Annotated in this window: 30 protein-coding genes; 11 read left to right on the top strand and 19 right to left on the bottom strand. The window is 59.6% G+C overall.

Annotated elements, in window-relative coordinates; genetic code table 11:
- Positions 1-37: 37 nt before the first annotated feature.
- The 3 genes from BW979_RS15595 to BW979_RS15585 all read left to right on the top strand — a co-directional run bounded on the left by BW979_RS15595 (position 38) and on the right by BW979_RS15585 (position 2,104).
- Positions 38-472: a universal stress protein gene (locus BW979_RS15595; protein WP_076384326.1), complete on the top strand. Its 435-nt coding sequence runs from the start codon at positions 38-40 to the stop codon at positions 470-472.
- Between the two features lie 68 nt (positions 473-540).
- Complete coding sequence (locus tag BW979_RS15590; protein ID WP_047225670.1) at positions 541-1,176, top strand: c-type cytochrome; 636 nt, start codon at positions 541-543, stop codon at positions 1,174-1,176.
- Between the two features lie 10 nt (positions 1,177-1,186).
- Positions 1,187-2,104 (top strand): c-type cytochrome, encoded by a 918-nt coding sequence (locus tag BW979_RS15585; RefSeq protein ID WP_076384324.1) that lies wholly within the window; start codon positions 1,187-1,189, stop codon positions 2,102-2,104.
- A 61-nt stretch (positions 2,105-2,165) separates the two neighbouring features.
- Here BW979_RS15585 and BW979_RS15580 read toward each other — a convergent pair whose 3' ends face one another.
- The 6 genes from BW979_RS15580 to BW979_RS15555 form a co-directional block, all read right to left on the bottom strand.
- Entirely contained in the window at positions 2,166-2,453 is a 288-nt protein-coding gene (locus BW979_RS15580; protein ID WP_076384322.1) for a cyd operon YbgE family protein, read from the bottom strand.
- Entirely contained in the window at positions 2,450-2,572 is a 123-nt protein-coding gene (cydX, locus tag BW979_RS15575) for a cytochrome bd-I oxidase subunit CydX (RefSeq protein WP_047225667.1), read from the bottom strand. The genes BW979_RS15580 and cydX overlap by 4 nt, the downstream gene beginning before the upstream one ends.
- A gap of 22 nt (positions 2,573-2,594) precedes the next feature.
- Complete coding sequence (cydB, locus tag BW979_RS15570; protein WP_076384320.1) at positions 2,595-3,731, bottom strand: cytochrome d ubiquinol oxidase subunit II; 1,137 nt, start codon at positions 3,729-3,731, stop codon at positions 2,595-2,597.
- Positions 3,724-5,295: a cytochrome ubiquinol oxidase subunit I gene (locus BW979_RS15565; protein ID WP_047225665.1), complete on the bottom strand. Its 1,572-nt coding sequence runs from the start codon at positions 5,293-5,295 to the stop codon at positions 3,724-3,726. The genes cydB and BW979_RS15565 overlap by 8 nt, the downstream gene beginning before the upstream one ends.
- A complete protein-coding gene (gene cydP, locus BW979_RS15560) occupies positions 5,292-5,492 on the bottom strand; it encodes a cytochrome oxidase putative small subunit CydP (protein ID WP_052915280.1) in 201 nt (66 codons plus the stop codon). Before cydP ends, BW979_RS15565 begins: the two co-directional genes overlap by 4 nt.
- 144 nt (positions 5,493-5,636) lie before the next feature.
- Complete coding sequence (locus tag BW979_RS15555) at positions 5,637-6,962, bottom strand: sigma-54 interaction domain-containing protein (protein WP_047225664.1); 1,326 nt, start codon at positions 6,960-6,962, stop codon at positions 5,637-5,639.
- A 226-nt stretch (positions 6,963-7,188) separates the two neighbouring features.
- Between BW979_RS15555 and BW979_RS15550 the strand changes: the two genes are divergently transcribed.
- The 7 genes from BW979_RS15550 to BW979_RS15520 all read left to right on the top strand — a co-directional run bounded on the left by BW979_RS15550 (position 7,189) and on the right by BW979_RS15520 (position 12,914).
- Positions 7,189-8,067 carry an MBL fold metallo-hydrolase gene (locus tag BW979_RS15550; protein WP_076384318.1) on the top strand — a complete coding sequence of 293 codons (879 nt, stop codon included), beginning with the start codon at positions 7,189-7,191 and terminating at the stop codon, positions 8,065-8,067.
- A gap of 42 nt (positions 8,068-8,109) precedes the next feature.
- Complete coding sequence (locus tag BW979_RS15545) at positions 8,110-9,780, top strand: bifunctional protein tyrosine phosphatase family protein/NAD(P)/FAD-dependent oxidoreductase (protein WP_076384316.1); 1,671 nt, start codon at positions 8,110-8,112, stop codon at positions 9,778-9,780.
- 28 nt (positions 9,781-9,808) lie between these two features.
- Positions 9,809-10,612: a sulfite exporter TauE/SafE family protein gene (locus BW979_RS15540; protein ID WP_076384314.1), complete on the top strand. Its 804-nt coding sequence runs from the start codon at positions 9,809-9,811 to the stop codon at positions 10,610-10,612.
- A gap of 43 nt (positions 10,613-10,655) precedes the next feature.
- Entirely contained in the window at positions 10,656-11,090 is a 435-nt protein-coding gene (locus BW979_RS15535) for a YeeE/YedE family protein (RefSeq protein ID WP_047225660.1), read from the top strand.
- A gap of 2 nt (positions 11,091-11,092) precedes the next feature.
- Positions 11,093-11,512, top strand: a complete 420-nt coding sequence (locus BW979_RS15530; RefSeq protein ID WP_047225659.1) for a DUF6691 family protein — start codon at positions 11,093-11,095, stop codon at positions 11,510-11,512.
- A gap of 13 nt (positions 11,513-11,525) precedes the next feature.
- Positions 11,526-11,714, top strand: coding sequence for a YgaP family membrane protein (locus BW979_RS15525; protein ID WP_047225658.1), 189 nt, complete (start codon positions 11,526-11,528; stop codon positions 11,712-11,714).
- Positions 11,715-11,798: 84 nt separating this feature from the next.
- A complete protein-coding gene (locus tag BW979_RS15520; RefSeq protein WP_076384312.1) occupies positions 11,799-12,914 on the top strand; it encodes an ArsO family NAD(P)H-dependent flavin-containing monooxygenase in 1,116 nt (371 codons plus the stop codon).
- Here BW979_RS15520 and BW979_RS15515 read toward each other — a convergent pair.
- From BW979_RS15515 to BW979_RS15460, 12 genes are all read right to left on the bottom strand, one after another.
- Positions 12,911-14,278 (bottom strand): sensor histidine kinase, encoded by a 1,368-nt coding sequence (locus BW979_RS15515; RefSeq protein ID WP_047225656.1) that lies wholly within the window; start codon positions 14,276-14,278, stop codon positions 12,911-12,913. The two genes, BW979_RS15520 and BW979_RS15515, sit on opposite strands and share 4 nt — an antisense overlap.
- Positions 14,275-14,937, bottom strand: coding sequence for a response regulator (locus tag BW979_RS15510; RefSeq protein ID WP_047225655.1), 663 nt, complete (start codon positions 14,935-14,937; stop codon positions 14,275-14,277). Before BW979_RS15510 ends, BW979_RS15515 begins: the two co-directional genes overlap by 4 nt.
- 11 nt (positions 14,938-14,948) lie before the next feature.
- Entirely contained in the window at positions 14,949-15,593 is a 645-nt protein-coding gene (locus BW979_RS15505; protein ID WP_076384310.1) for a tetratricopeptide repeat protein, read from the bottom strand.
- Positions 15,590-16,399 (bottom strand): SDR family oxidoreductase, encoded by an 810-nt coding sequence (locus tag BW979_RS15500; RefSeq protein WP_047225653.1) that lies wholly within the window; start codon positions 16,397-16,399, stop codon positions 15,590-15,592. The genes BW979_RS15505 and BW979_RS15500 overlap by 4 nt, the downstream gene beginning before the upstream one ends.
- Positions 16,386-17,060, bottom strand: a complete 675-nt coding sequence (locus tag BW979_RS15495; protein WP_076384308.1) for a TenA family transcriptional regulator — start codon at positions 17,058-17,060, stop codon at positions 16,386-16,388. The genes BW979_RS15500 and BW979_RS15495 overlap by 14 nt, the downstream gene beginning before the upstream one ends.
- On the bottom strand, positions 17,057-18,538 hold the full coding sequence (locus tag BW979_RS15490) for an AMP-binding protein (protein ID WP_076384306.1): 1,482 nt from the start codon (positions 18,536-18,538) through the stop codon (positions 17,057-17,059). Before BW979_RS15490 ends, BW979_RS15495 begins: the two co-directional genes overlap by 4 nt.
- Positions 18,528-19,205: a thermostable hemolysin gene (locus tag BW979_RS15485; protein WP_047225650.1), complete on the bottom strand. Its 678-nt coding sequence runs from the start codon at positions 19,203-19,205 to the stop codon at positions 18,528-18,530. Before BW979_RS15485 ends, BW979_RS15490 begins: the two co-directional genes overlap by 11 nt.
- Positions 19,206-19,274: 69 nt before the next feature.
- Positions 19,275-20,504, bottom strand: a complete 1,230-nt coding sequence (gene arsJ / locus BW979_RS15480; RefSeq protein ID WP_076384304.1) for an organoarsenical effux MFS transporter ArsJ — start codon at positions 20,502-20,504, stop codon at positions 19,275-19,277.
- Positions 20,505-20,513: 9 nt separating this feature from the next.
- Positions 20,514-21,518: an ArsJ-associated glyceraldehyde-3-phosphate dehydrogenase gene (locus BW979_RS15475; RefSeq protein ID WP_076384302.1), complete on the bottom strand. Its 1,005-nt coding sequence runs from the start codon at positions 21,516-21,518 to the stop codon at positions 20,514-20,516.
- A 68-nt stretch (positions 21,519-21,586) separates the two neighbouring features.
- Complete coding sequence (gene arsH, locus BW979_RS15470; protein WP_047225647.1) at positions 21,587-22,303, bottom strand: arsenical resistance protein ArsH; 717 nt, start codon at positions 22,301-22,303, stop codon at positions 21,587-21,589.
- 65 nt (positions 22,304-22,368) lie between these two features.
- Positions 22,369-22,740 carry a metalloregulator ArsR/SmtB family transcription factor gene (locus BW979_RS15465; protein ID WP_047225646.1) on the bottom strand — a complete coding sequence of 124 codons (372 nt, stop codon included), beginning with the start codon at positions 22,738-22,740 and terminating at the stop codon, positions 22,369-22,371.
- A gap of 8 nt (positions 22,741-22,748) precedes the next feature.
- The gene (locus tag BW979_RS15460; RefSeq protein ID WP_047225645.1) at positions 22,749-23,162 is read right to left on the bottom strand and encodes an arsenate reductase ArsC; all 414 of its coding nucleotides are present in this window, start codon (positions 23,160-23,162) and stop codon (positions 22,749-22,751) included.
- A gap of 234 nt (positions 23,163-23,396) precedes the next feature.
- Here BW979_RS15460 and arsB point away from each other — a divergent pair, with 234 nt between their 5' ends.
- Positions 23,397-24,482, top strand: a complete 1,086-nt coding sequence (gene arsB, locus BW979_RS15455) for an ACR3 family arsenite efflux transporter (protein ID WP_076384300.1) — start codon at positions 23,397-23,399, stop codon at positions 24,480-24,482.
- Positions 24,483-24,576: 94 nt separating this feature from the next.
- On the opposite strand, the gene nhaA is transcribed toward arsB, so the two are convergent.
- Positions 24,577-25,770 (bottom strand): Na+/H+ antiporter NhaA, encoded by a 1,194-nt coding sequence (gene nhaA / locus BW979_RS15450; RefSeq protein ID WP_047225643.1) that lies wholly within the window; start codon positions 25,768-25,770, stop codon positions 24,577-24,579.
- Positions 25,771-25,788: the final 18 nt, after the last annotated feature.

Genomic DNA, 25,788 nt, shown 5'->3' with positions numbered 1-25,788 from the left:
ACCAGCCGCTGGATGTTACTGAAAGAGGACTCGGAAAATGCACAAAGTATTGGTCGCTGTCGATGGTTCAGAGCACTCCGAACGTGTGGTGCATTACCTCATTGGACTGATCCAGGACGGCGGATTGCTGGGAGGCAGCGTGGAGGTGCACCTGGTCAATGTGCAGTCATTTTTACCCACTCGCATCGCGCAAACCATGAGCAAGGATGAACTTGACCGCTACTACGACGGCAAAAGTGCCGAAGATGCGAATAAGGCAATCACTCTTCTGAAACAGCAAGGCATCGCCTTTACTTTCCATACACTGCACGGCGACGCGGCCAGCAGAATCGTGGCGTGCGCCAAATCCTTGGGGTGCGACAGCATCATCCTGGGTTCGCACGGCAGTGGTTTTCTCGAAGGCATTTTCCTGGGCTCTGTCGCGGCCAAAGTGATCCAGCTGTCCAGTATCCCGATTACCTTGGTCAAATAACCGAGGGTGAGTTGCAGTTGATGGCGCACCAGGGGGCCTGTCCCCCATAACGTCTGCGAGGCAGAACGATGGGTATGTCGCGATGGGGATCAGTCCTTGCTTTATCCGGTGCGCTGGCAACATCCGCTTATGCAGCGGACGCGCAAAAGACCTTCACCCAGGGCGGGACCAACCCCGCCGCCATTGCCTGTTCAACCTGTCATGGTGCGGACGGTACAGGGATGCCCGCGGCTGGCTTCCCAAGGCTTGCAGGGTTACCTGCTGAGTACTTCTCAAAACAAATCGCGGATTTTCGCTCAGGCTCCAGGGCCAACCCAATCATGCTTCCTATCGCCCAGGCATTGAGCGAGGACGAGGTACAAGCCCTCGCCAGCATGCTCGCCAACATGCCAGGCCCACCTGTCAAACCCATCAATCGTGCGCAGGCGGCCAAGGGCCTGGGGCAGACCCTGGCATTGAGAGGCGCATGGGATCGAAACATACCCGAGTGCGTCTCCTGTCATGGCCCTGGCGGAATCGGGGTCGGTGCCTCTTTTCCACCGCTGGCGGGCCAATCGGCTCAGTACCTGGTCTCGCAACTGAATGCCTGGCGGCAGAAGACCCGGAAAAATGATCCGGACGATCTCATGGGCCACATCGCGAGGTCCCTCACTGAAGCCGAGGTCGAGGCTGTTTCCCGGTATTTCGCTGAGCTCAGTCAATAGAGGTCTGGCCATGAAATCATTCATCGCGGCACTCATCAGTTTGAATATGGTATCGATGGCTGGCGCTGCTGATGTGGCAGATGCATCGCCCCCTTCGCCCGGCCCAGACGCCCCACAACAGCGGACGGCGACATTTACTCCGCCAGCAGAGGACACGCTGCCTGATAACGCCTTTGGCCGTTTGGTCCGGCAAGGGCATGCGATCTTTGTCGATACTAAAACCAACGCCCCCGAGTTCGTGGGAAACGGGATGAACTGCACCAATTGTCATTTGGACCAAGGCAGAAAAGCCGACTCGGCGCCCCTTTGGGCGGCTTACACGATGTACCCGGCTTATCGAAAAAAGAACGACAAGGTCAATACCTACGCCGAGCGCCTACAAGGCTGCTTTGAGTTCAGCATGAACGGAAAACCGCCTCCGGCCGACGGGCAGGTCATCGCCGCCCTGACTGCCTTTTCCTACTGGTTGGCAACAGGAGCACCGCTAGGCCAGGAACTGCCCGGGCGAGCTTATCCTGAGGTGCCGCAACCGGCGGGAGGCTTCGATCTGGCCAAGGGCAAGGTCATCTACGCCCAGCAATGCGCGGTGTGTCATGGCAACGAGGGCGAAGGCCAAAAGGCCGGGGGCGATTACGTATTCCCACCGTTATGGGGCAAAGACTCATTCAATTGGGGCGCGGGGATGCATCGCATCAATACCGCAGCCGGGTTCATAAAGTCGAATATGCCATTAGGTAAAGGCGCCACCCTGTCCGCCGATGAGGCCTGGCACGTTGCTGCCTACATGAACAGCCACGAACGGCCGAAAGACCCCAGGATGATTGCCGGTTCTATCGAGCAGACCCGGTTGAAATTCCATGCCAATGACGGGATCAATCTTTATGGCAAAGAAGTGAACGGCGTGATACTTGGCCAGGGAACTGAATGAACGGCGCAGCCAATACTACTGGCGCCGTTCTCGTGCAGCGTTATTGAACGTAAGCCCGCCTTTACCGCACGAACATCAGCCATCCGGCCAGCACCAATGCCGCAGTGCAGGTCCAACCTGAAAACAGCCAGCGCCAGAGCCACCGGCGCGGGATAAAACCCACGCCCCTGACGAAAGCCACACTCATCGCCGCAAACAAAGCACCCGCCAGTGCGTGATCAGCTTTACCCTCCGGGGTTGCCATCATCGGCGGGTACAGTGTGCAGGCAAGCATGATGGTGATGGCAATCATCAGACTCGCCAGATGAATGCGTGAAGACGGCTGGGCATCTGAGCGTTGCTGAATCATCGCTGCTGCTCGTCATTGTCACTCAAGGCCCGGTTCGCTTCGTTCTCCCCCCACATTGCATTCAATATCGCCAGCAACAGCGCAAAGCCGACTCCCAACATCCAGGCGAAATACCACATATTCTTTGCTCCTTTGCCGGCACTAGTAGGCCGAATGCTCGTTGGCTTTGATCTGGGCAACGGTGACTTTTCCGCTCATGACGCGATACGCCCAAGAGGTATAAATCACGATCAGGGGCATGAAGATCAACGTGGCCCAGAACATGATCGCCAGGCTCAGGTGGCTGGAGACGCTGTCCCACACCGTCAGGCTTGCCGCGGGCATGGTTGATGAAGGCATGATGAACGGAAACATTGAGACGCCTGCCGTGCTGATCACGCCAATCACCGCAAGCGATGAGGCGACAAACGCCGACAGCGTACGGCGCACCATCAACAAGAACGCGGCAGCTACAGCCCCGCCCAATCCAAGGACGGGCAGCAGCCAAAGCAATGGATAGCGTTCGTAGTTGGCCATCCAGGCGCCAGGTTCACGTACCACAGTCTTGCTGAGGATGTCCGGCAGCGCCGCGGTATCAACGAGCGAGGTGATGCGGTAGCCGTCAATCCATTGCAGCCAAATGCCGGCCACGATGAATGAGCACACCAGCACGATCGCCGCCGCCACCGCACCTTTTACTGCCCGGGACTGGATAATCCCCTCAGTGCGATGGGCCAGATAAGTGCCGCCCTGCAGGGTGATCATTGCACTGCTCACAACACCGGACAGCAGCGCGAAAGGATTGAGCAGTTGCCAGAAACTGCCAGTGTAGGTAGACACCAGATAGTCATTGAAGTGAAACGGCACGCCCAGCAGCAAGTTGCCAAACGCAATCCCGAACACCAGCGGAGGCACCGCCCCTCCGATAAAGAGCCCCCAATCCCAGGTGCTGCGCCAGGTGGCGTTGTGGATCTTGCTACGGTAGTCAAACCCCACCGGGCGGAAGAACAACGCCCAGAGCACCAGAATCATCGCCCAGTAGAAACCACTGAAGGCAGTGGCGTAGACCACAGGCCAGGCCGCGAACAAGGCGCCGCCAGCGGTGATGAACCAGACCTGATTACCATCCCAATGCGGCCCGACAGTATTGATGACAACGCGCCGCTCCAGGTCATTGCGGCCAACGAATGGCAGCAGCGTGCCGACGCCCATGTCATGACCATCCATGATCGCAAAACCGATCAGCAGGACGCCGACCAACGCCCACCAGATTATTTTCAGGGTGAAGTAATCAAGCATGGTGAAGCTCCTTCAGATGAGCGTCGTGAACATAACGGCCTGTACCGAGGCTGCCAGGCCCTTGGCGGGCGAACTTGACCATCAGGAACATTTCCACCACCAGCAACACGGTGTAGAAAACGATGAACCCGGCCAGCGAGCCATACAGGTTGTTGACGCTGAGCGTGGACACGCTCATGTGGGTCGGTAATACGCCGTAGATCGTCCAGGGCTGACGGCCGTATTCGGCGACAAACCAGCCCAGTTCACAGGCGATCCAGGGCGCCGGCAGCATGTAGAGTGCCCAACGCAACAACCCTCGATGGCGGGTGCGGTTCGACTTCAGCGTGCTCCAGAATGCCAGTGCAAAGAGCATCAGCATCGCAAAACCCAGGCCGACCATGATCCGGAACGCCCAAAACATAGGCGTCACGCGTGGAACCGTATCGTTCACCGCAGTTTCGATCATGGCCGGTGTGGCTTGGTTGACGTCCTCGACATAGCGCTTGAGCAGCAACCCGAAGCCCAGATCAGCTTTGTATTCTTCGAACGTCTTGAACGCCGCCGGATCGCTGCGATTGGCTCTCAGTGCTTCCAGCGCATTGACTGCGCTAATACCGCGGATGATTCGGGCGCGGTTCTTTTCCTTGATCTCATGAATGCCGGGAATCTGCTGGCTGACCGAGCGGGTCCCGATCAGGCCCATCAACCATGGCACCTCGACCTCCCAATTATTTCGGGATTGAGCTTCATCGATGCTCGCGATCAGCGTCAGGCCAGCCGGCGCGGGCTTTGTTTCCCACATGGCCTCCATGGCCGCCAGCTTGGTCTGCTGCGCCTCCCCCACCGTGTAACCGGACTCATCGCCCAGTACGATGACGCTCAGCACAGAGGCCAGGCCGAACGCTGCGGCGACCCGAAAGCTACGTTTGGCAAACTCGACATCACGATTTTTGAGTAAATACCAACTGGAGATCGACAGCACAAACATCGAACCGGTGACATACCCGGCCGAAACCGTATGGACAAACTTGGCCTGGGCCACCGGATTGAACACCACCGTCCAGAAATCGACCATTTCCATGCGCATGGTGATGTAGCTGAACTCTGAGCCCACCGGGTTCTGCATCCAGCCATTGGCGATCAGGATCCACAGCGCCGACAGGTTTGTGCCGATTGCCATCAACAACGTGACCAGCAAGTGATGCTGTCTCTTGAGACGGTCCCAACCAAAAAAGAACAGCCCGATCATGGTCGATTCGAGGAAGAACGCCATCAAGCCTTCTATTGCCAGCGGTGCACCGAAGATGTCACCGACATAGTGCGAGTAGTAGGCCCAGTTGGTGCCGAACTGAAATTCCAGGGTGATCCCGGTGGTCACCCCCAGCGCGAAGTTGATGCCAAATAGCTTGCCCCAGAAGCGCGTCATGTCTTTCCAGATGACGTTACCGGTCATCACATAGACGCTTTCCATGATGACCAGCAGCCACACCATGCCAACGGTGAGCGGTACGAAAAGGAAGTGATAAAGCGCCGTGGCTGCGAACTGCAGCCGCGACAAATCCACCAGTTGTTCTGAGATCACTTGCTTGCCCCTTGAGCCGAGGTGGGTACACCGAAACGGTTGCCGACCGCGTTGGAATCGACGCTGACGTGGAAATCCTGGATGAATAGCCACCACAGCACTGCCAGCACGAGCAGCTTGATAAGCACTGCTGTGAGCAGATGACGGCGCAGTCGTTTGTCGGAAATAGTCATGTCGGTGCAGTTAGCACGCGCCATGCCAAGGCTCAGGGTCAGGTTTTTATCGTTAAATAACAGCAGATTAGGAACGTAACCTGGTAGAAGGGGGATTTTGCGCCAACCTCAGAGCCTGCCAATCTGCCATGACGGCAGTGATTGGCAGTCAGGTGTCATAGCGGCTGATCAGGCCAAACCCTGCTCTTTCAAGCGCCGGTACAAAGTCCGTTCGCTGATACCCAAGTGCCGGGCCAGCTCACTGCGGGTCCCTTTGAACGCAGACAGGATCTGGGCCAACGAGTGGCCATCAGCAACAGCCGGGTTAGCCAGTCGTTGGGCTGTCGCATCGGGGACCTGGGGTAAATGCACGGAATGAATGACCCCGTCATCGGCAAACAGGCTGGCTCTTTCCAGCACATTACGAAGCTCGCGGATATTGCCCGGCCAGGAGTATCGCTGCAGTTGCATCAAGGCATCGGCGTCGATGGTCAGCCGGCGCTTGCCCGTACCGGAACGTTGCAATAACGAATTGACCAGCAGCGCGATGTCCTCCATGCGATTGCGCAGAGGCGGTAAATGAATGGGAAATACGCTGATGCGGTAGTACAGGTCTTGCCTGAACTCACCCTGGGCCATCATCTGTTCCAAGGGCTTATGGGTGGCGGCAACCAATCGGAAATCTGCATGCAAGGTTTCCACGCCGCCAACACGGCGATAGGTTCCCGATTCAATCAGCCTGAGCAGTTTCACCTGCATGGCCAGGGGAACGTCGCCGATTTCATCAAGAAACAGCGTACCGCCCTGGGCTGTTTCGACCAGGCCCTGCTTGCGCAGGGTGGCCCCGGTGAACGCGCCTTTCTCGTGGCCGAACAGTTCGCTCTCAAACAGCGTTTCAGTCAACCCGGAACAGTCCACTACCACAAAGGGCCCGTTGGCCCGCTCGCTGGTTTCATGGACCGCACGGGCAAACAGTTCCTTGCCCGTACCGGACTCTCCCAACAGCAGCACCGGCAACATGGACGGCGCGACCCGCTGCAGTTCCGACAGTGCACGGTTGAACGCCGGAGAGCTGCCCACCAGGCCCTCGTTGCTGGGCCGTGCTGAGGCGCTGCGTACCAGGGTAAGGCGCTCCACATACGCGGTTATGTCGCCATGGTCATTGAGGATCGGCCGCAGTTCCACGTCGACATGTTCAGGCCCGCGGGGGGTGTGGTGAATGTGCAGGACCCGGTCCGGGCCGCGCATTTCCCTGGCCTTCTTCATCGGGCAGTTCTCCCCCGCCTGATCGCAAGGCACATCGTAATGGTGGGAAATCCGATAGCACTTATGACCAATAAACGGTTGATCGGCACTGCCGAACTGGCGCCGATAGGCGGTGTTCGCCGCCAGAATGTTGTAGTCCGGGTCCAGCACGATCATCGGCTGCGGCTCGTGCTCGAGAAACGAAACCAGAGACTGCACCTGGTCCGGCGGGGGGATCGAATTGTTCGGGGTTGGCAGGATAGTGCTCATCGGGGTTCCTGTGGATTCATCCGGACGCAAGCGACACTGCCACTATGCCAACAAACACTGCCAATGGCAGTTGTTTATTCGTGTGCGTGAAAATGCCGCATCCAACCTACAAAAATAAACACAACAAATTCAGATAGATAGTTTTGATTTTTCGCTCACTCGGTCCATGGCAGACTTATTGCTATGTCAGGTTAAACCAGTCGGCAACAAGACCAGGAGACCGATCATGACCGCTACACTGCACGTCGAAGGATTTTTCGATCCCGATACTCATACTGTCAGTTATATCGTGCTTGATCAGGCGACCCGCCACTGCGCACTCGTGGACAGCGTACTGGATTACGATCCCAAGTCCGGCCATACCACGACGACGTCTGCCGACACGTTGATCGCCAGGGTGGCCGAGCTGGACGCCAAGGTTCAATGGATTCTTGAAACCCATGTCCACGCCGACCACCTCACGGCAGCGCCTTACCTCAAAGAAAAGCTGGGAGGCAAGATCGGCATCGGCAGTCGCATCACCACCGTGCAGCAAGCCTTTGGCACGCTGTTCAATACCGGTGATGACATGGCCCAGGATGGAAGTCAGTTCGATCATCTGTTCGTCAATGAATACACGTTCTCCATTGGTTCGCTGCAATGCCGCGCACTGCATACGCCGGGCCATACACCCGCCTGCATGACGTACGTCGTCAGCGACGCCAGGCAAACGGTGGCATTCGTCGGCGACACCCTGTTCATGCCCGACTACGGTACGGCGCGCTGTGATTTTCCTGGTGGCGATGCCCGCACCTTGTTCCGGTCCATCAACAAGGTACTGAGCCTGCCGGCCGATACGGTGCTGTACATGTGCCACGACTACCAGCCCGACGACCGCGAGGTACTGTTCGCCAGTACCGTTGCCGAGCAGCGCGCCGACAATATCCATGTGCGCAATGGCATCAGTGAAGAAGAGTTCGTGGCCATGCGCACCAAGCGTGACAGCACGTTGGAAATGCCCACGCTGATCCTGCCATCGGTTCAGGTGAACATGCGCGCCGGACACTTTCCTGAGCCGGAATCGAACGGCACACGCTATCTGAAGATCCCGCTCAACGTGCTCTGACGTCCCCTCCCCCTATAAGAAAATCCCATCACGGAGACCACCATGGACATCCGCCACCTTGCGCCAGGCTTAGCGGTATCAGAGCAGATTTTCCCCGATCAATTGACGGAACTGAAAAACACCGGCTTTCGCGCCATCGTGTGTAATCGCCCGGATGGCGAAGGCAGCGATCAACCCTTGTTTGCCGAAATCAAGCGCGCGGCTGAAGCGATGGGCATTGAAGCTCACTATCTTCCCGCGGAATCGGGCAAGGTCACCGACGAGCAAGGCGTTGCCTTCGGCCGGCTATTTGAATCGCTGCCAAAACCGGTGTTGGCGTATTGCCGCTCCGGCATGCGTTCGACAACGATGTGGGCGCTGTCACAAGCGAACCTGCTTCCTCTGCCGCAGATCGTCGAAACAGCCAAAGATGCCGGGTTTGACATGAAAGGCGTTATCCGCCGGATTGCAAACAAGGGGCAGACCCCGATCGAAGTGGCCGAGGCCGAACATGCGGTGGTCATTATCGGGGGCGGCGCAGCGGGCATTGCGGCGGCATCCAGCTTATTGGCCAGGGAACCGGGGCTCGACATCGCCATCATTGACCCGGCAGATGTGCATTATTACCAGCCCGGCTGGACGCTGGTCGGTTGCGGTGTCTTCGATGCCCCCCGGACCGCCCATACGATGGGCTCGACCATTCCTCGCGGCGTGCACTGGATCAAAGCCGCCGTGGCCGCTTTTGAACCCGAGAAAGATGCGCTCATTCTCGATGGGTGCAGAGTCGTCAAGTATCAACAACTGATCGTATGCCCTGGCCTGAAACTCAACTGGAATGCCATTGAAGGTCTGCCGCAGACATTGGGTCGCAACGGCGTTACATCCAACTACCTGTATCACCTCGCCCCCTATACCTGGGAGTGCGTGCAGCAACTGCGCGGTGGCCGGGCCATCTTCACGCAACCGCCGATGCCGATCAAATGTGCCGGGGCGCCGCAAAAAGCCATGTATCTCTCTGCCGACCACTGGCGGCGTGAAGGGGTACTCGGCAACATCAAGATCGATTTCTGCAGTGCCGCAGCTGTGCTGTTCGGCGTGCCCGATTACGTGCCGGCCCTGATGGAGTACATCCGCGCCTATGGCATCGACCTGAACTTCGGCAGCACGCTGACGAGCGTTGACGGGCCCGCGCGAACCGCCACCTTCAGTTGCGCCCAGCCCGATGGCACACGCCAGCTTGTCACGCGCGACTTCGATTTGCTGCATGTGGTGCCCCCACAGATTGCGCCAGACTTTATCCGCGTCAGCCCACTCGCCGATGCCGCCGGCTGGATTGATGTCGACCCCGACACGCTGCGCCATAAAACCTGGGCGAATATTCACGCACTGGGCGACGCCACCAACTCCAGTAATGCCAAGACCGCCGCGGCCGCTCGCAAGCAGGCGCCCGTGGTCGCCCATAACGTGCTGGCAGCCATGGGGAAAGCCAAGGGCAACGCTCATTACGACGGTTACGGCTCCTGTCCGCTGACAGTCGAACGGGGCAAGATCGTCCTGGCGGAGTTCACCTATGGCGGCACCGTCGCCCCCAGCTTCCCGTCCTGGCTGATTGACGGTACCCGGCCATCGCGGCTGGCCTGGCTACTCAAGGAGCGGATTCTCCCTCCGTTGTATTGGAAGGGCATGCTCAAGGGACATGAGTGGCTGGCTAAACCGGAGTTGGCGGATCTATGAAACCAGACCTCAAGGCAAGGAGAGAGGGATGATCATCATCTTGCTGCTCGGCCTGACCGTGGGTGTGATTCTGGCGCTGACCGGCGCTGGCGGGGGAATACTGGCGGTTCCCCTGCTGGTCTTCGGCGCGGGCCTGAGCATGGCCGAAGCCGGGCCCATTGGCTTGATGGCGGTGGGTTTGGCCGCGTCCCTGGGTGCGGTGATGGGCCTTAGAAACGGCACCGTACGCTATAAGGCTGCGCTGCTGACCGCAGGCGCGGGCATCATCTGCTCTCCACTGGGGATCTGGCTGGCTCAGCGCACGCCTAACCGTCCTTTGGCGCTCCTGTTTGCCCTTCTATTGATGTACGTGGCCTTCCGAGCCTTTCAAAAATCATTGCCCTCGCGCGCCGATTGCAAAGCCACGTCGAAGCGCAAACCCCCGCCTTGTGTACTGGACGAAAACCGCGGCAAGCTCCATTGGACCGCACCCTGTGCCTGGGCGCTGACGGTCTCCGGCATGGTCGCCGGCGCGCTGTCCGGCCTGCTGGGTGTGGGCGGCGGTTTTGTCATGGTCCCGGCACTCCAGCGCTACACCAATCTGACCACCCAATCGGTGCTCGCCACGTCGCTGACGGTCATTGCCCTGGTTTCAATTTCCGGCGTGGTGGCGAGCTCGGCGGCGGGTCATTTGCAATGGGCGATTGCCGTACCTTTTACCCTTGGCGCATTGTTGGGAATGACCGGCGGCCGCTTGCTCGCCGCCCGACTGCCGGAGCCCTATCTGCAAAAAGGCTTCGCCATTCTGGCTGCGCTGGTGGCCCTGGCATTGGTTGTAAAAGCCCTGGGTTAATCGCCTGCTGGAGTCTCAACGTGGTTTGTATCGGAGAAATCTCATGAACATTGACTGGCTCAACTTCACGCCCTGGTCAGCCCTTGCCGGCGGTGCGTTGATTGGTTTGGCTGCCAGCCTTTTCGTTGTCGCCAATGGGCGTATCGCCGGCATCAGCGGTTTACTCGGCAGCCTGCTGCAGCGTGGTAGCGAGGGGGTTAGCGAGAAAGCGCTGTTTCTGTTGGGGCTGCTCGTTGCGCCGCTGCTATGGGGCCTATTCACCGCGTTGCCGCAGATCGAGTTTCAGAGCGGCTGGCTCGGCCTCAGCGTCGCCGGCCTGCTGGTGGGCATCGGCACCCGCTACGGGTCGGGCTGTACCAGCGGCCACGGCGTATGTGGCCTGTCGCGCCTTTCACCGCGTTCGATGATCGCCACGGCATGTTTCATGTTCAGCGGTTTCGCCACGGTCTTTGTCCTGCGTCATATGTTGGAGGGTTGAACATGCTCAAACTGACTGCATTCATGGCCGGTCTGGTGTTCGGCTTCGGTCTGCTCCTGGCGGGCATGGCCAATCCGAGCAAAGTCTTGGCGTTCCTGGATGTGACCGGCACTTGGGACCCCTCCCTGGCCCTGGTCATGCTCGCAGCGATTGGTGTCGCGATCGGCCCACTGACCTGGGCCCGCCGCCAGACCCGTTCGGTGCTGGGAAACCCGATGCAATTGCCGGTCAAGCGTGAGCTGGACCCTCGCCTGATCGGCGGCAGCCTGCTGTTTGGCATCGGTTGGGGGATAGCCGGTATCTGTCCGGGGCCCGCCGTGGCGATCCTGCTCACCGGGCACTGGCAAATCATCGTATTCATGGCGGCCATGCTGGCTGGCATGTTGTTGTTCACCGCGCTGGAGAACCGGCGCACTCACTGATCGGGAGATCGTCATGAAAGCCAATATCGGAACCATCGACCGTAGCTTGCGTATTGCCGCGGGACTTGTCCTCATTGCCCTCAGCCTGAGCGGCGTGATCGGCTTGTGGGGCTGGATCGGCCTGGTGCCGCTGGCGACGGGGATCTTCCGTTTCTGCCCGGTCTATACATTACTGGGCATCAGGACCTGCAAACGCTGCTGAGGCGGGTGCTGCCGCGCCTGCAAATGACGGTACTGTCAGCAATTACACCGGCTTGTTTTCCCACCTCAATCGGAGACCACCGTCATGACTCATTCGCCTGCCACTGCCAGTCAATATGACGTGGTGATTGTCGGTGGAGGCCAATCCGCCTTGGCAGTGGCGTATTTCCTGCGGCGCACCCGACTTTCGTTCGTCATTCTCGATGCCGAGCAAGGGCCAGGAGGTGCCTGGCGCCATGGCTGGAACTCTTTGCGTCTATTCTCCCCCGCCACCTGGAGCTCGATCCCAGGCTGGATGATGCCGCCCACGCAGGATGGCTACCCATCACGCGACCATGTGATCGACTACCTCAAGCAGTACGAACAGCGCTATCAATTGCCCATCGTGCGTCCCGTGCGCGTCACTTCTGTAGAGCGTACAGAAACCGGGTTGCGGGTTAAGGCGCACGATAGACATTGGGACGCCAAGGTTGTGGTCAGCGCCACCGGCACCTGGAGTACCCCGTTCATCCCCCACTACCCCGGCGCGGGATTATTCGCCGGTCAACAGCTGCACTCGGCAAACTACCTCCAAGCGCAGCCGTTCACCGAAAAAAAAGTCCTGGTCATCGGTGGCGGCAATTCAGGGGCGCAGATTCTGGCCGAGGTTTCCAGGGTTGCCGAAACCACATGGGTAACACCTGTTGAACCCCTGTTCCTGCCTGATGAAGTGGATGGGCAGGTGTTGTTCGAGCGCGCCACGCAGCGCTGGAAAGCGCAACAGGAAGGTCGCGTCATCGAACAGCCCGTGGGTGGGCTGGGTGACATCGTCATGGTACCGCCCGTTGTCGAGGCCCGGTCGCGCAACGCGCTCAAATCAGTCCGACCTTTCGAACGCTTCACCCGCAACGGCGTAATCTGGGCCGACGGGAGCGAGTCTGCGGTGGACGTGGTGATCTGGTGTACCGGCTTCCGACCCGCCCTGCAGCATCTGGAGCCACTGGGTGTGCTCAACGCTGAAGGACGCGTGGACGTTGACGGGACTCATTCGATTCAAGAGCCCAGGCTATGGCTGGTGGGCTATGGCGAATGGACCGGTGCGGCCTCCGCTACGCTGATCGGCGTAACACGCACGGCCCGCAGCACGGTCAACGAAATTGCCGCTTTCCTCGTCGGTCCATCCGATGCCCAAACACTACCGGCACGCGACGAGCAAGGTTAAAGACGGCCCATCTGCAACGTGGCGCGCAGACCTCCCTCGGGGCGATTCTCCAACCGAACCTGCCCGCCAAGCCGATTGGCGATGGTCCGCACGATCGTCAAGCCCAACCCGGCACCCTGGTCGTTGCCGCGGCTGTAGAAGCGTTCAAAAAGCCGGTCCCGTTCGGCCTCGTCTATGCCTGGCCCCTGATCCTCGACCGCCAGCTCGTAATGATCTCCCTGTCGGGCCAGTCGCACCGTGATCAAGCCGTTGGGGGGAGAAAAGTTGGCCGCATTGGTCACCAGGTTGTTCAAGGCAATATCGATGGACACCGGATCAATCCTCACCGGGTCAATGTCATCACTGACGTCCAGGACCAGCTCCAGCCCCTTGCTGAGCAACCAGGGAGTCATCTGAACCAGACTTTCACGCACCGTGGCGGGCAGATCGATCACAGCGGGTGCAGGCACGCCGGCTTGCGGTTCAAGGCGTGCCATGGTGAGCAACTGATTGACCAGGCGCGTGGTGCGATCCACTCCGACGATCAGGTGTTGCAGGGACTCACGCCGGCTCTGCTCATTCCCCGCCTCCATCAGGTTCTGCGCATGAACCCTGAGCACCGCCAGGGGGGTTCGCATCTCATGGGCTGCGTCGGCAATAAAACGCCGTTCTCGGCCCATCAACTCCTGAATCTGCGCCAGCACCCGATTGAGCGCCGCTTGCATGGGCTCCAGTTCGCTGGGCAGCGGCACCAATTGCAGAGGCTCCAGTGAGCCCGGATGCCGCGCACGCAACTTGGCTGCCATGTCGACCAGAGGCTTGAGCCCCCAGCCGATGGCCAACCAGATCACGGCGGCAAGAATCAGGCTGCCGATCAGATTAGGCACCACCGTGTGACGGACAATACGATCGACCAGATCGGACCGCACATCATCACGCTCCCCTACCCAGATTTTCAGGCCGTACTGTGTATCATCCAGTACGAACGCCCGCCACATACGGTCCTTTTGGTCTATCACGTCGCTGAAACCAGGAGCAATCGGCGGTGAGGTGAATGTCGGTGCACTGGAGGTGTGAACCAGCAACGCACCTTTTGAATCCCAGACCTGAAAGGCGATTTTGCTCTCATAGGGATGTCCATCGACTTTGGGAACCGCCGACGCCAAGGCCGAATTGAATGCCTGATACAACTGCGCATGTTCCTTGCTGGCCATGGGCATGCGCATGACACCCTGCAACAGCCGGGCGTTCTGGGCCAATTGAGCATCGTAGACTTCAGCGATCTCGTGGTTGCTGTCATGCAGATTGAATACGGTGATGATCAACAGGCCAACGAACAAAAGCCCCAGGATCAGCGTGAGGGTGCGCCGCCGGATTGAAGTCATCGGCGCTCCTCCACCAGATACCCGACGCCACGAATGGTACGGATCAGGTCGGTGGAAAATTTCTTGCGCAGGTGGTGAATATGCACTTCCAGGGTGTTGCTCTCGGCCTCCTCGTTCCAGCCGTAAAGCAATTGCATCAGATGATCGCGCGTCATGACCCGGCCCGGCGGCGACAGCAATTCATGGAGCAACTGATACTCCTTGGGCGTCAACGCCACCGGGTTGCCCTGATAGCTGACCTGCTGGGTCCCCGGATTGAGGCTGATGCCGGCATGCTCGATCAGCGCCTGGGCACGACCGGCGCTGCGGCGCAACAAGGCCCGCAACCGGGCCTTGAGTTCCGCCAGATCGAAGGGTTTGATCAAGTAGTCGTCGGCCCCGGCATCGAGCCCGGCAATGCGATCTTCGGTGGCGTCCCGGGCGGTGAGGATCAGCACCGGCAGGTTGGAACCGCTGTCACGCAAGCGACGCAACACCTGCAGGCCGTCCATCCGTGGCAGGCCCAGGTCAAGCACAGCCAGGTCAAAGGTTTCGCTGAGCAGTGCGTGCAAGGCGCTGCTCCCGTCCTTCAACCAGTCTACGGTATAGCCTTCGCGGCTCAGGGCCTGATGGATGCCTTCGCCCAGGGCCACGTCATCCTCGATCAGTAATAAGCGCACGCACACTCCTCTCAGCCAAGTTTTTTGTTCACATCCACCAGCAACGCTTCGATTTCCTTGCGGCGCCCCGCGTCAGCGGTTTCCCGGCCGGGCCGTGGCGCTGCCTGCAAGGCTTTTTGCAGGGCAACCCGGGCTTCAGCGTAGCGTTTCTGACGGTAGAGGTGATCGCCCCAGAAGTACAGACTGTCAATGCCGTTTGGGTTCAGTTGCAGCGCCTGCTGGAGCAGTTGCTCGGCCTTGTCCGAGTCGCCAAACCCCAAGGGCCAGCCGGGAACCCGATCATAGAGTGCGCCGAGGCTGGTGTAGGCCGAGCCTTGCAAGGCTTTGGGATCCAGGGCCAGGGCCTGTTCCAGATCGGCCTTGGCGTCCTTGACCTTGCCCAGCGCACCGATCCCGCCTGCGGCCCCTGCCCAACTGCTTTTGACAATGCCCGACCAGATCCAGGCCTCGGCCACTGACTGGCGTTGCTGCTTGAACGCCGAAGCCTGGGCGGCGAGTTTTTCAAAGGCATCGGCACGCTGCCCCTCAGGCAACTCATATTGAATATGCGCCCAGCTTTGCTGGATGCCTGTGAGACGCTGCTGGTCGGCGTCATCCAAGGCCCAGGCGCTTTGAGCCAGGGCGCCGAACAGTAAACAGATCAGAATTTTTTTCATGGTTTGAGGTGCTCGTTCTCAGGTTTATGGCTCAGACGGCGAACCAGTGGCAGTTGCTTGCGCAGGCCACGGTCCACCAGGTTGGGCAGCAGGCTGTTGAGACCGACGAAAAAACGCTCGGGCCAGCCCAGATACAGCTCGCGACGGTCGCCGGTAATGGCATGTATGACCGCCGAGGCCACCGCGTGCGGATCATCGACGTTGGCCTTAAGCGCCTGGTTGAGGGCTTGGGCCGCCGGGCTGTTCATCGACGTACGCGTAGCCCGGGGCGCCACGTAGAGCACGCCGACCCGGGTGTCCGCCAACTCCCGGCGCAGTGCTTCGGAGAACCCGCGCAGGGCGAACTTGCTGGCGCAGTAACTGGCGTAGCCTGGGTAGCCGATCGAGCCGTAGGTCGAGCCGACATTGACCACCATGGCGCTGGCGGCCTGTTTAAGCAGTGGCAGCAACAGTTTGCTCAAACAGATCGGCGCGCTGATGTTCAACGCCAGCATGGCGTCGATCTCACTGTCCTCGAGTTGTTCGAGCATGGCAAAGTGGTTAACACCGGCGGCATTGATCAGCAGGTTGATGCCGCCCAAGGCCTCGGCGGCGGCCAGCACCTTGCGCCGATCACCTGGCACAGTCAGGTCTGCGCCAACCCAGTACAACTGCTGCGGGTAGCGTTCGATCAAGGGTTCCAGCGCTTCGCGATGCCTGGCCACGGCCAACACCCGAGCGCCACTGGCGCATAGGGCCTGGGCGATGGCTAGGCCAATTCCGCCACTGGCACCGGTCAAGACGATCCGGGCGTCACACAGGCGCATGCTGGTCCCCCTTGTCACGGGGCAGGCCCCGGAACATCTCGGTGTAGAGCGTGTACACCACTTTGGAGGCGTGGATCACCGCCGCCTGGTCGGCCGGATCCTCCAGCTTGTTCATCAGGCCGCGATAGGTCTGCATGTGCTCGATATCCAGCGAGCCGTGGGAGCTGAGGTAGCTGAAAGCGGTGGGTGGCAGTTCCAGGTGTTCACGAATGGCGTCGGCGGCGTGGGTCGCCAGAGCGATGCTGGTGCCCTCGAGCACATTGACCATGCCGAACAGCCCCACCGGATTGCCCCGGGCGATCAAGTCATACAGGTAACTGACCATCAATTCGATAGGCAGCGACGGCTGACCATCACGCACCGCATCCTTGTCGCCTCCACACACGGCGATGTCATCCAGCACCCATTGCTCATGACCGTATTCCTCGTCGATGTACTCGCACACGGCTTTGCGCAGCCATTCCAAGTGCGCTGGCAGGCGTGCACCGCAAGCCATCATCAACGGTACGGTGTGGCGCACGTGGTAGTAGGCCTGGATCAGAAACGCCCGGTAACTGGCCAGGCTGACCTGGCCGTCGAGGGCGTCACGGATAATCGGCAGATTAAACAGCGTTTGACGTTCCTGATGGGTGGCTTCTTGCAACGTGTCGAAAAAACTCATGACGGATATTCCTCGGACAGAATGGATTCGCTGAACAACCCGCGGTAATGCTCGACAATCGCTTCACGGCGCGGTCGGCCGTTGGCGGTGAGCAGGCCGTTGGCTGCGGTGAAGGGGTGCGCCAGTCGCGTCCAGTGATGGACCTGCGCGTAATCGGGCAACGCCTCGTTGGCCTTGCTCACCGCCAGCTCCAGCGCTTGATCAGAGCAGTCAGCGCGGGTGGGCCACAGCAATGCATGGTTGTGCGGCAAGGCTTCGCCATAGACGAAGGCCTGACTGATGGTGCCGCCTTGGGTAAGTTCGGCTTCGACCCATTCAGGGTTAACGTTACGACCGAAGCTGGTGACGAATTGGTGCTTCTTGCGCCCGCGCAGGTACAGGAACCCGTCGGCGTCGAACTCCCCCAAGTCGCCGCTGGGCCACCAGTCGTCGGGCGGCGGAGGCTCCCCCAGGTATCCGAGCAAGGTCGAGCCCTTGATCATGACCTCGCCGTCTTCGGCCAGACGAACCTGCACATGGGGCAACGGCTGACCGACACTGCCGGCGCGGTTGGCCTGTGGCCGGTTGAGGCACACCACCGAAGCGCATTCCGACAGTCCGTAGCCTTCAAATACCGGCACGCCAGCACGCTGGGCTCGTTGCAGAAGATCATGGGATACCCGCGCACCGCCCACGGCGGCGAACCGCAAAGCGTGTGGGTAGAACGCTTTCTGCTCGGCGGCCGTGACCAGCATCAGCAACAATTGTGGAACCAGGATCAGACTCTGCGCCCGGCGCTCGGTCAGGCACGCCAACAGGCGCGCCGGGTCGACGCCACTGGCGCCCTGGATGCCAAGGGTTTTCTGGCCAGGCAGGCTGAGCATCGCCCCGGCATACAGCGCCGCGTAGCACCCGAGGTTTTCCAGAAGCACCGCCAGGGGCAGCAGCGCCAGATGATGCCTTGGGTTGACCGGCTGACTGGCCTGTTCCAGCTCACGGGCGACCCGCAGCAGGCTGTCGGCACTCAGGCAGACACCTTTTGGCGTGCCGGTGGTGCCCGAGGTAAAGGTCAGCTTGGCGGTGCCCGCCGGCAGGTGGCTCGGTCCGAGGTAATCTTTGTGCCAGAACTCGCCGCTGTAGTGGTAACCGGCGGCCTGGAGTTCGTCTGCCAGTCCCGGCTCGGCAATCACCCGCTGCGCCTGGCTCTGCTCCAGGCAGTGCAAGCGTTGAGCCGGACTGAAAAAACCCGGCAGGATGACGCAAGCCAGACCTTCGAACAAAGCCGCCAGGTCCCAAAGCATGGCTTCGACACCGTTATCCAGGGCCAGGGCAACAACCTTTATGTGTTCATCGCGCAGGCGTTGCTGGCGGTACACCACTTCGGAATAAAGCGTGGCGTAGTCCAGCCGCAAGTTATCGCCCCACAGCGCCACGGCGTAGCCCTTGCGTTGGGCATGCTCACGCAGGGTGAGTTTGAAGCGCTCCACTTCAGGCAACATGGCACGCCTCCCCATAGGTCTGTGAGAACCCCAGGCGGTCGAACAGACCGGCGTCGCGCAGATGAACGAAGCCTGCACGGATGTTGCCGACATGAACCCATGGCTGACTCTCGTAGTAGCGGCCCCAGAGGTGACGGTCTTCCCCCAGGCGCTGCGGGTCGGCCGGACACAGGGTCACGGGCTTGAGGCCAAGGCGATGGAAACTGTTGACCAGGCCGATATTGCCGGTGAACGCCACCCACTCCAGCCCGCCCATCGCCAACAGATAGGTGATCGCGATAATGCTCAGGCGAGCGCTGCCGGTGTCGCTGGCGGCCAGATTGCCAACTTCGACAATGCCGGCGCGATCCACTGCGCAGTCTGCATCGGCCTTGATCAAAGGCTCGATGGGATCGTCCAGATAATGCTCGAGAAACAGCGGTCCCTGGGCGGCCAGACGCACGCCTGCCACGGCGCAAAGCCTGCCGTCAGCATCATCGAGCCCGAACAGTTCGGGCATGAAGTGACGAATCTCGGCGCCGTGCGCCTGGTGGAAACGCCGGTGGATGAAGGCTTCGAACTCATCCCGGCGGGGCTCTCCCGGCATAGCCCGGTGCAAGTGGCGAACCGGCTGGCCGGCATTGCCGAAAGCCAGCGGTAGATGGATGTTCCAGTCAGAATCGGGCATGGGTCAACGTTCTCCCTTGGGTATGGGGAGAAAGTATCGAGGCCGTTTCTTAACGAAGTCTGAAGGTGGTTAAAGATCGACCGCCGGACTGGCGTGACGAGGCAATCCAATGGAAATCAAAGCGGCGAGCAGCACGAAGGCGCTGGAGATCCATAAGCACGCCTGCAGCCCGTACACTTGATAAACCCAGCCAGAAAGCACCGTTCCGATCAGCCGTCCCATGGCGTTGGACATGTAGTAAAAACCCACATCCAGCGACACGCCGTCTTCCTTGGCGTAAGACACGATCAAGTAGCTGTGCAACGAAGAGTTCACCGCGAACAGCGCTCCAAAGACCATGAGCCCACCCAGCAGCACCGTCTGTGGTGCCAACCCGCTGTCGAGTCCTAGCGCAATGGCCGCGGGCAGACCCGCCAATGCCATTGCCCACAGACACGCCGCGCGACCATCCGGCACGTGCCCACGTTTCTTGCCAGTGATGTTGGGCGCAAAAGACTGCACGATGCCGTAGCCGATCACCCAAGCCGCGAGGAAACCGCCGACCTTCCAGAAGTCCCAACCGAAAACACTGCTCAGGTAAACCGGCAGGGCCACCACGAACCAGACGTCGCGGGCACCGAACAAGAACATCCGTGCCGCCGACAAAATGTTGATCGCGCGGCTCTTGGAGAGGATGTCGCGAAACCTGGGCTTGGCTTTCGCTTTACCCAGATCCTTTTTCAACAGGATCAGGCTGGCGATCCAGATCAACGCCAGTACGCCGGCCATCGCCAGCAGCGCACCTTTGAAGCCGATGAGGGCCAGCAAGGCGCCCCCCAGGAAGAAACCAACGCCCTTGAGGGCATTCTTGGAGCCGGTGAGAATCGCCACCCACTTGTACAATTGCCCCTGTTGACCATCGGGAACCAGCAGCTTGATCGAGCTTTTCGCGCTCATCTTGTTCAGGTCTTTGGCGATCCCGGACAGCGCCTGAGCCCCCATCACCCAGGGGATGGTCAACCAGGCCAAGGGAACTGTCAGCATCAACAGCGCCACGACCTGCATCCCCAGGCCGATATTCATGGTCCGGTTCAGGCCAAGCCGGGCACCGAGGTAGCCGCCCACCAGGTTGGTGATCACACCGAAGATTTCGTAGAACAAAAACAGCGCGGCGATTTGCAGCGGGCTGTAGCCCAACGCATGAAAATGCAGCACCACCAACATGCGCAAGGCGCCATCGGTAAGGGTGAAGGCCCAGTAATTGCCGGTGACGAGCAGGTACTGCCGCACTTGCGGAGCGAGGGCTGACAACGCTTTCATGACCGTTCCTCAGACTGTCCGACCGACCATCCGGGCCAGTTCCACGGTGCGGTTGGCATAGCCCCATTCATTGTCGTACCAGGCGTAGAGTTTGACCTGGGTGCCATTGATAACCATGGTCGACAGCGCATCAATGATCGACGAGCGCGGGTCGGTTCGGTAATCGATGGACACCAATGGGCGCTCTTCAAAACCGAGGATGTCTTTGAGTTCGTTCTCGGAAGCGTCCTTGAGGAACTGATTCACTTCTTCGACGGTGGTGGCTCGCTCGACCTCGAAGACACAATCGGTCAGCGAAGCGTTGGCCAGTGGCACGCGCACGGCGTGACCATTGAGGCGCCCGCGCAGCTCCGGGAAGATTTCCGCGATGGCGGTGGCCGAGCCGGTGCTGGTGGGAATCAGACTCATGCCCGAAGCCCGCGCACGGCGCAGGTCCTTGTGGGGTTGATCAAGGATGCTCTGGGTGTTGGTCAGGTCGTGAATGGTGGTGATCGAACCGTGGCGTATGCCAAGCTTCTCGTGGATGACTTTCACCACCGGCGCCAGGCAGTTGGTGGTGCATGAAGCGGCGGTGACGATGGCATGGTCGTCGGGTTTGAACAGCTGATGATTGACGCCCATGACGACGTTCAATGCACCTTTTTCCTTCACCGGGGCGCTGACCACCACGCGCTTCACACCCTGATCGAGATAACCCTGAAGCACGGCAACCGTCTTCATTTTTCCGCTGGCTTCGATCACCAGATCGCAGCCCGACCAATCGGTGTCGGCAATCGCTTTATTGGCCGTGACCTTGATCCGCTTGCCATCGATGACGATGTTGTCGCCCTCGGAGCCAGCCTCTGCATTCCAGCGACCATGCACCGAATCGAAGTTCAACAGATGCGCATGGGTCGCGGCGTCACCCGCCGGGTCGTTGATCTGCACGAAGTCGAACTCCGGCCAATGCCAGGCGGCCCGCAATGCCAGGCGACCAATACGCCCAAAACCGTTGATACCCACTTTGATCGTCATGTTGTTGTGCTCCTGTGGCTGGTGTCTATGGAGTTCGACTGCCGGTCGAACCAGGCGTTGGGCTTGACTCAGATGGAGCGCTGATTGACGCGATTCATCAATTCTTGCGCCGACTCCTTGCGCTCGGAATAGCGGTCGACCAGGTAATCCTGGCGGTCGCGAAGCAGCAGCGTGAACTTCACCAACTCCTCCATCACATCCACCACGCGGTCATAGAACGGTGAAGGCTTCATCCGGCCGCTGTCGTCAAACTCCATATAGGCCTTCGGCACGGAAGATTGGTTGGGAATGGTGAACATGCGCATCCAGCGTCCCAGCACCCGCAGCTGATTGACCACGTTGAATGACTGCGAGCCACCGCATACCTGCATGACAGCGAGGGTTTTGCCCTGGGTCGGGCGTACCGCGCCCATCGCCAGCGGTACCCAATCAATCTGCGCCTTGAACACCGCGCTCATGGACCCGTGGCGTTCCGGCGAGCACCAGACCTGGCCTTCGGACCACTGCATCAGCTCGCGCAGTTCCTGGACCCGGGGATGATCGACCGGCGCGTCATCCGGCAGCGGCAGCCCCGACGGATTGAAAATCCGCGCCTCGGCGCCGAAGTGCTCCAACAACCGAGCGGCCTCCTCTACCAGCAGGCGACTGAAGGAACGCTCGCGCGTCGATCCGTACAGCAGCAAAATGCGTGGCTTGTGGCTGGATGTGGTTTCGATACCGAGTTTGTCTGTCGACGGAAGATCGGCCAGTTCGGTTTCGAGTTGGGGAATAGAGTCATCAAACATAGTCTTTTCCTGCGCGACGGCGCTTTGGGAATCATCGAGCCAGCGGCATCGTCTACCGGGGCTCGTCAGGCAATTTTGCTCTCACAACAAATGGCGACCCGTTCAGGACGGTCCCCCATTGCTTCCAGACGCTTGGCATCGGGGCTTAACCAGTGCTTGTTGGTTTCGAGTACCACGGTCAGTACCTGCAGCACCCAGTCAGGAAGATTGGGGTGCAGTCGGTAGTAAACCCATTGACCTTGCCGACGGTCCGAGAGCAAACCGCAGGTGCGCAACTGCGCCAAGTGCCTGGAGACTTTGGGCTGACTCTCGTTCAACGCACAGGTCAGCTCGCAGACGCACAACTCCCCCTCTCGGGTGATCAGCAGCATCATGCGCACCCGATTGTCGTCGGCCAGGCATTTGAAGACAGTGGTCGGGGTCAGATGGTCAGCCATTTCAGTTCTCAGTGTTTGGTTTTCACCAAGACAAACATCTTGATGCGCTCATGAATTTCGTGAAGCGTGTGACGGAACGCGTCGGGCTTGGTGCTGGTGACCGGATCTTCAAAGCTCCAGGTCAACGCCTCGCCAGCATCGGGGAGCGACTGGCACTGCGCAGTTGCTTTATCGCACAGGGTAATCACGTAATCGAAACGCTCTCCCTGAAACTCATCAATCGACTTGCTGCGTAACCCGTCAGTACTGATTCCAAGGTGCGACAAGACCTCGAAGGTGCGCGGGTCGACCGCGGTCGGAACCGTGCCGGCGCTGAACGCCTCGAAATGTTCCGAATCCGTGTGCCTGAGCAGCGCTTGGGCTAACTGGGAACGAGCAGCGTTGGCGGTGCAGACGAAGAGAACGCGGGCTTTGCCAGTCATGATGAAGCCTCATCCAATATACGGAAAACCGAATATATGATTATCCGAATATAAGGTAAAGCCCCCGCCGTTTATTTTCCCTGCCACGCAACGTCTACAATCAGAACGAGATAGAATCCTCTTGGGGGTATTCTCTGAACAGGATCGCGCTCAGTTAAGAAATATATGTTTTTTTCCATATACGCTCTGCATCCGGAACCTGTGCGCGCAGACGTACAAAGAAGAGGTTTGAGTATGAGCACCCGCCAGCCCATCGGCTTTTTCGAGCGCTACCTGTCAGTGTGGGTCGCCCTCTGTATCGCCGCCGGCATTGGTCTGGGCAGTCTGTTCCCACGGCTGTTCCAGACCATGGCCGATTATGAATACGGTTCGGTCAATTTCATTGTCGCGGTACTGATCTGGCTGATGGTCTATCCGATGATGGTGTCGGTGGACTTCTCCAGCCTCAAGCGCATTCACGAACGGCCCAAGGGGCTGATCATCACCCTGGTGGTCAACTGGTTGATCAAACCGTTCACCATGGCCGGGCTGGGGGTGTTGTTCTTTCATTATTTCTTTATCGACCTGATCGATCCTCGCGATGCCGGCCAGTACATCGCCGGTCTGATCCTGCTCGGTGCCGCGCCGTGTACTGCCATGGTGTTCGTCTGGTCGCAGCTGACACGCGGCGACGCCACCTACACCCTGGCGCAGGTGGCACTGAATGACGTGATCATGATCTTCGCCTTCGCGCCGCTGGTGGCGCTGTTGCTCGGCGTGACTGACATTGAGGTGCCTTGGGCAACCCTGATCCTTTCGGTCGGGCTGTATGTGTTGATCCCGCTGATTGCCGGGGTACTCACCCGGCTGAAGCTCAGTGCCTCGGCGCAAAACGCCGGCGAGGCCGAGTATGCGGTCACGCGCTTCAACGCTCGGGTCAAACCCCTGTCGATACTCGGCCTGCTGGGCACCGTGGTGCTGCTTTTCGGGTTTCAGGGGCAGATCATTCTGGATAAACCACTGCTGATTGCTTTGATTGCCGTGCCCTTGCTGATCCAGTCCTACGGCATTTTTGCCATTGCTTACGCGGCGGCGCGGCTATGGAAAGTACCCTTTAACGTGGCGGCACCCTGCGCCCTGATCGGCACCTCGAATTTCTTCGAGCTGGCGGTGGCGGTGGCAATTGGTTTGTTCGGCCTTAACTCCGGGGCGGCCCTGGTCACCGTGGTCGGGGTGCTGGTGGAAGTGCCGGTGATGCTGTCGCTGGTGGCTTTTGCCAACCGGACCCAGGCCTGGTTCCCGAAAGAAGGCGTAGAGATGACGCCAACCGCCTCACCATGACCACAGCATCGCTGCGAACGAGAAATACTGTGGTTAACCCAGGCGAGACGAACTGGATAACGCGGCATGGACAATGCCCCTGCCGCGTCTCACATCAGTTTTTCTTGGGACCTACTTTCATCAGCAACATGACGCCGATGATGGCCGACAGGGTCGAGCCCAGCAGCACACCGACTTTGACCTCATCGACCAGATGCGGCGCATTGGGAAATGCCAGCGCACCGATGAACAGGCTCATGGTGAATCCGATCCCGCACAACAGCGCCACGCCGTACATCTGCGACCATCTGGCCCCCTCAGGCAGTTTGGCCAAGCCGAAACGAATGGCCAGCGCCGCCAACCCGAACACCCCAAGCTGCTTGCCCAGCAACAGCCCCATCGCCACGCCCATCGGTACCGGATCAAGCAGATTATTCGGCGAAATACCGGCCAGGGACACGCCGGCATTGGCGAAGCCGAAGATGGGCACGACCGCAAAAGCCACCCATGGATGCATCTTTTCTTCGAGGTAGAGCAGTGGCGACCACCCGCCTTCGTTGGAGTCTCCAAGGGGGATACACAGGGCAAGAATGACCCCGGCCAAGGTCGCATGGATGCCCGATTGCAGCATGAAGTACCAGAGCAGTGCACCGGCTATCACATAGGGAAACAGCCGCTTGACGCCGCAACGGTTGAGTACCACCAGCAGTGCCGTAACGCCCAGGGACGCCAGCAGCATGTTCGTCGACAAATCGCTGGTGTAGAAGATCGCGATGATGAGGACGGCCCCAAGGTCATCCAGAATCGCCAGCGCGGAGAGAAAGATTTTCAAGGAGATGGGCACACGCTTGCCCAGCAGCGACAACACCCCCAAAGCAAACGCGATGTCAGTTGCGGTGGGAATCGCCCAGCCGCTCAAAGTCTGTGCATTACCCCAGTTGATCGCCACGTAGATCAAGCCCGGCAGCAGCATACCGCCCAGCGCCGCAAATCCCGGAAGGGCTCGTTGGCCCCAACTCGACAACTGGCCTTCAAGCATTTCACGCTTGATCTCAAGGCCGACCAGTAAAAAGAACAGAGCCATCAGGCCATCATTGATCCAGTGCCCCACCGAAAGCCCCAGGGCTTTGATGTGCAGCGTGGAGAAGTACACTTCTGACCAGGGCGAATTGGCTACGATCAGCGCGGCCAGGGCGGAAGCCATCAGAATCAGGCCGCCAGCGGATTCAGCGGCGAAAAAACGGGAGAGGAAAGCCATGGCGGAAGGTGACTCACTTTTATTATTCAGGCGCAACGGTTCCGGGCTCATAGGCACAGCGACTCCGCG

Origin of the sequence: Pseudomonas sp. A214 (assembly GCF_900156295.1) — a bacterium.
GTDB classification, from domain to species: Bacteria; Pseudomonadota; Gammaproteobacteria; order Pseudomonadales; family Pseudomonadaceae; genus Aquipseudomonas; species Aquipseudomonas rhizophila.
This window is presented reverse-complemented; position numbering and strand designations above follow the sequence as displayed.

What these genes read in the sequence shown, in the direction of transcription:
- BW979_RS15580 (WP_076384322.1), bottom strand. Translation starts at nt 2,453, where the DNA reads ATGATTCAGCAACGCTCAGATGCCCAGCCGTCTTCACGCATTCATCTG.
- BW979_RS15545 (WP_076384316.1), top strand. Translation starts at nt 8,110, where the DNA reads ATGGACATCCGCCACCTTGCGCCAGGCTTAGCGGTATCAGAGCAGATT.
- BW979_RS15465 (WP_047225646.1), bottom strand. Translation starts at nt 22,740, where the DNA reads ATGGCTGACCATCTGACCCCGACCACTGTCTTCAAATGCCTGGCCGAC.
- BW979_RS15505 (WP_076384310.1), bottom strand. Translation starts at nt 15,593, where the DNA reads ATGAAAAAAATTCTGATCTGTTTACTGTTCGGCGCCCTGGCTCAAAGC.
- BW979_RS15495 (WP_076384308.1), bottom strand. Translation starts at nt 17,060, where the DNA reads ATGAGTTTTTTCGACACGTTGCAAGAAGCCACCCATCAGGAACGTCAA.
- BW979_RS15485 (WP_047225650.1), bottom strand. Translation starts at nt 19,205, where the DNA reads ATGCCCGATTCTGACTGGAACATCCATCTACCGCTGGCTTTCGGCAAT.
- BW979_RS15530 (WP_047225659.1), top strand. Translation starts at nt 11,093, where the DNA reads ATGCTCAAACTGACTGCATTCATGGCCGGTCTGGTGTTCGGCTTCGGT.
- BW979_RS15550 (WP_076384318.1), top strand. Translation starts at nt 7,189, where the DNA reads ATGACCGCTACACTGCACGTCGAAGGATTTTTCGATCCCGATACTCAT.
- BW979_RS15585 (WP_076384324.1), top strand. Translation starts at nt 1,187, where the DNA reads ATGAAATCATTCATCGCGGCACTCATCAGTTTGAATATGGTATCGATG.
- BW979_RS15520 (WP_076384312.1), top strand. Translation starts at nt 11,799, where the DNA reads ATGACTCATTCGCCTGCCACTGCCAGTCAATATGACGTGGTGATTGTC.
- BW979_RS15540 (WP_076384314.1), top strand. Translation starts at nt 9,809, where the DNA reads ATGATCATCATCTTGCTGCTCGGCCTGACCGTGGGTGTGATTCTGGCG.
- cydP (WP_052915280.1), bottom strand. Translation starts at nt 5,492, where the DNA reads ATGGCGCGTGCTAACTGCACCGACATGACTATTTCCGACAAACGACTG.
- BW979_RS15490 (WP_076384306.1), bottom strand. Translation starts at nt 18,538, where the DNA reads ATGTTGCCTGAAGTGGAGCGCTTCAAACTCACCCTGCGTGAGCATGCC.
- BW979_RS15595 (WP_076384326.1), top strand. Translation starts at nt 38, where the DNA reads ATGCACAAAGTATTGGTCGCTGTCGATGGTTCAGAGCACTCCGAACGT.
- cydX (WP_047225667.1), bottom strand. Translation starts at nt 2,572, where the DNA reads ATGTGGTATTTCGCCTGGATGTTGGGAGTCGGCTTTGCGCTGTTGCTG.
- BW979_RS15535 (WP_047225660.1), top strand. Translation starts at nt 10,656, where the DNA reads ATGAACATTGACTGGCTCAACTTCACGCCCTGGTCAGCCCTTGCCGGC.
- BW979_RS15500 (WP_047225653.1), bottom strand. Translation starts at nt 16,399, where the DNA reads ATGCGCCTGTGTGACGCCCGGATCGTCTTGACCGGTGCCAGTGGCGGA.
- nhaA (WP_047225643.1), bottom strand. Translation starts at nt 25,770, where the DNA reads ATGAGCCCGGAACCGTTGCGCCTGAATAATAAAAGTGAGTCACCTTCC.
- BW979_RS15460 (WP_047225645.1), bottom strand. Translation starts at nt 23,162, where the DNA reads ATGACTGGCAAAGCCCGCGTTCTCTTCGTCTGCACCGCCAACGCTGCT.
- arsH (WP_047225647.1), bottom strand. Translation starts at nt 22,303, where the DNA reads ATGTTTGATGACTCTATTCCCCAACTCGAAACCGAACTGGCCGATCTT.
- BW979_RS15555 (WP_047225664.1), bottom strand. Translation starts at nt 6,962, where the DNA reads ATGAGCACTATCCTGCCAACCCCGAACAATTCGATCCCCCCGCCGGAC.
- BW979_RS15590 (WP_047225670.1), top strand. Translation starts at nt 541, where the DNA reads ATGGGTATGTCGCGATGGGGATCAGTCCTTGCTTTATCCGGTGCGCTG.
- BW979_RS15475 (WP_076384302.1), bottom strand. Translation starts at nt 21,518, where the DNA reads ATGACGATCAAAGTGGGTATCAACGGTTTTGGGCGTATTGGTCGCCTG.
- cydB (WP_076384320.1), bottom strand. Translation starts at nt 3,731, where the DNA reads ATGCTTGATTACTTCACCCTGAAAATAATCTGGTGGGCGTTGGTCGGC.
- arsJ (WP_076384304.1), bottom strand. Translation starts at nt 20,504, where the DNA reads ATGAAAGCGTTGTCAGCCCTCGCTCCGCAAGTGCGGCAGTACCTGCTC.
- BW979_RS15525 (WP_047225658.1), top strand. Translation starts at nt 11,526, where the DNA reads ATGAAAGCCAATATCGGAACCATCGACCGTAGCTTGCGTATTGCCGCG.
- arsB (WP_076384300.1), top strand. Translation starts at nt 23,397, where the DNA reads ATGAGCACCCGCCAGCCCATCGGCTTTTTCGAGCGCTACCTGTCAGTG.
- BW979_RS15515 (WP_047225656.1), bottom strand. Translation starts at nt 14,278, where the DNA reads ATGACTTCAATCCGGCGGCGCACCCTCACGCTGATCCTGGGGCTTTTG.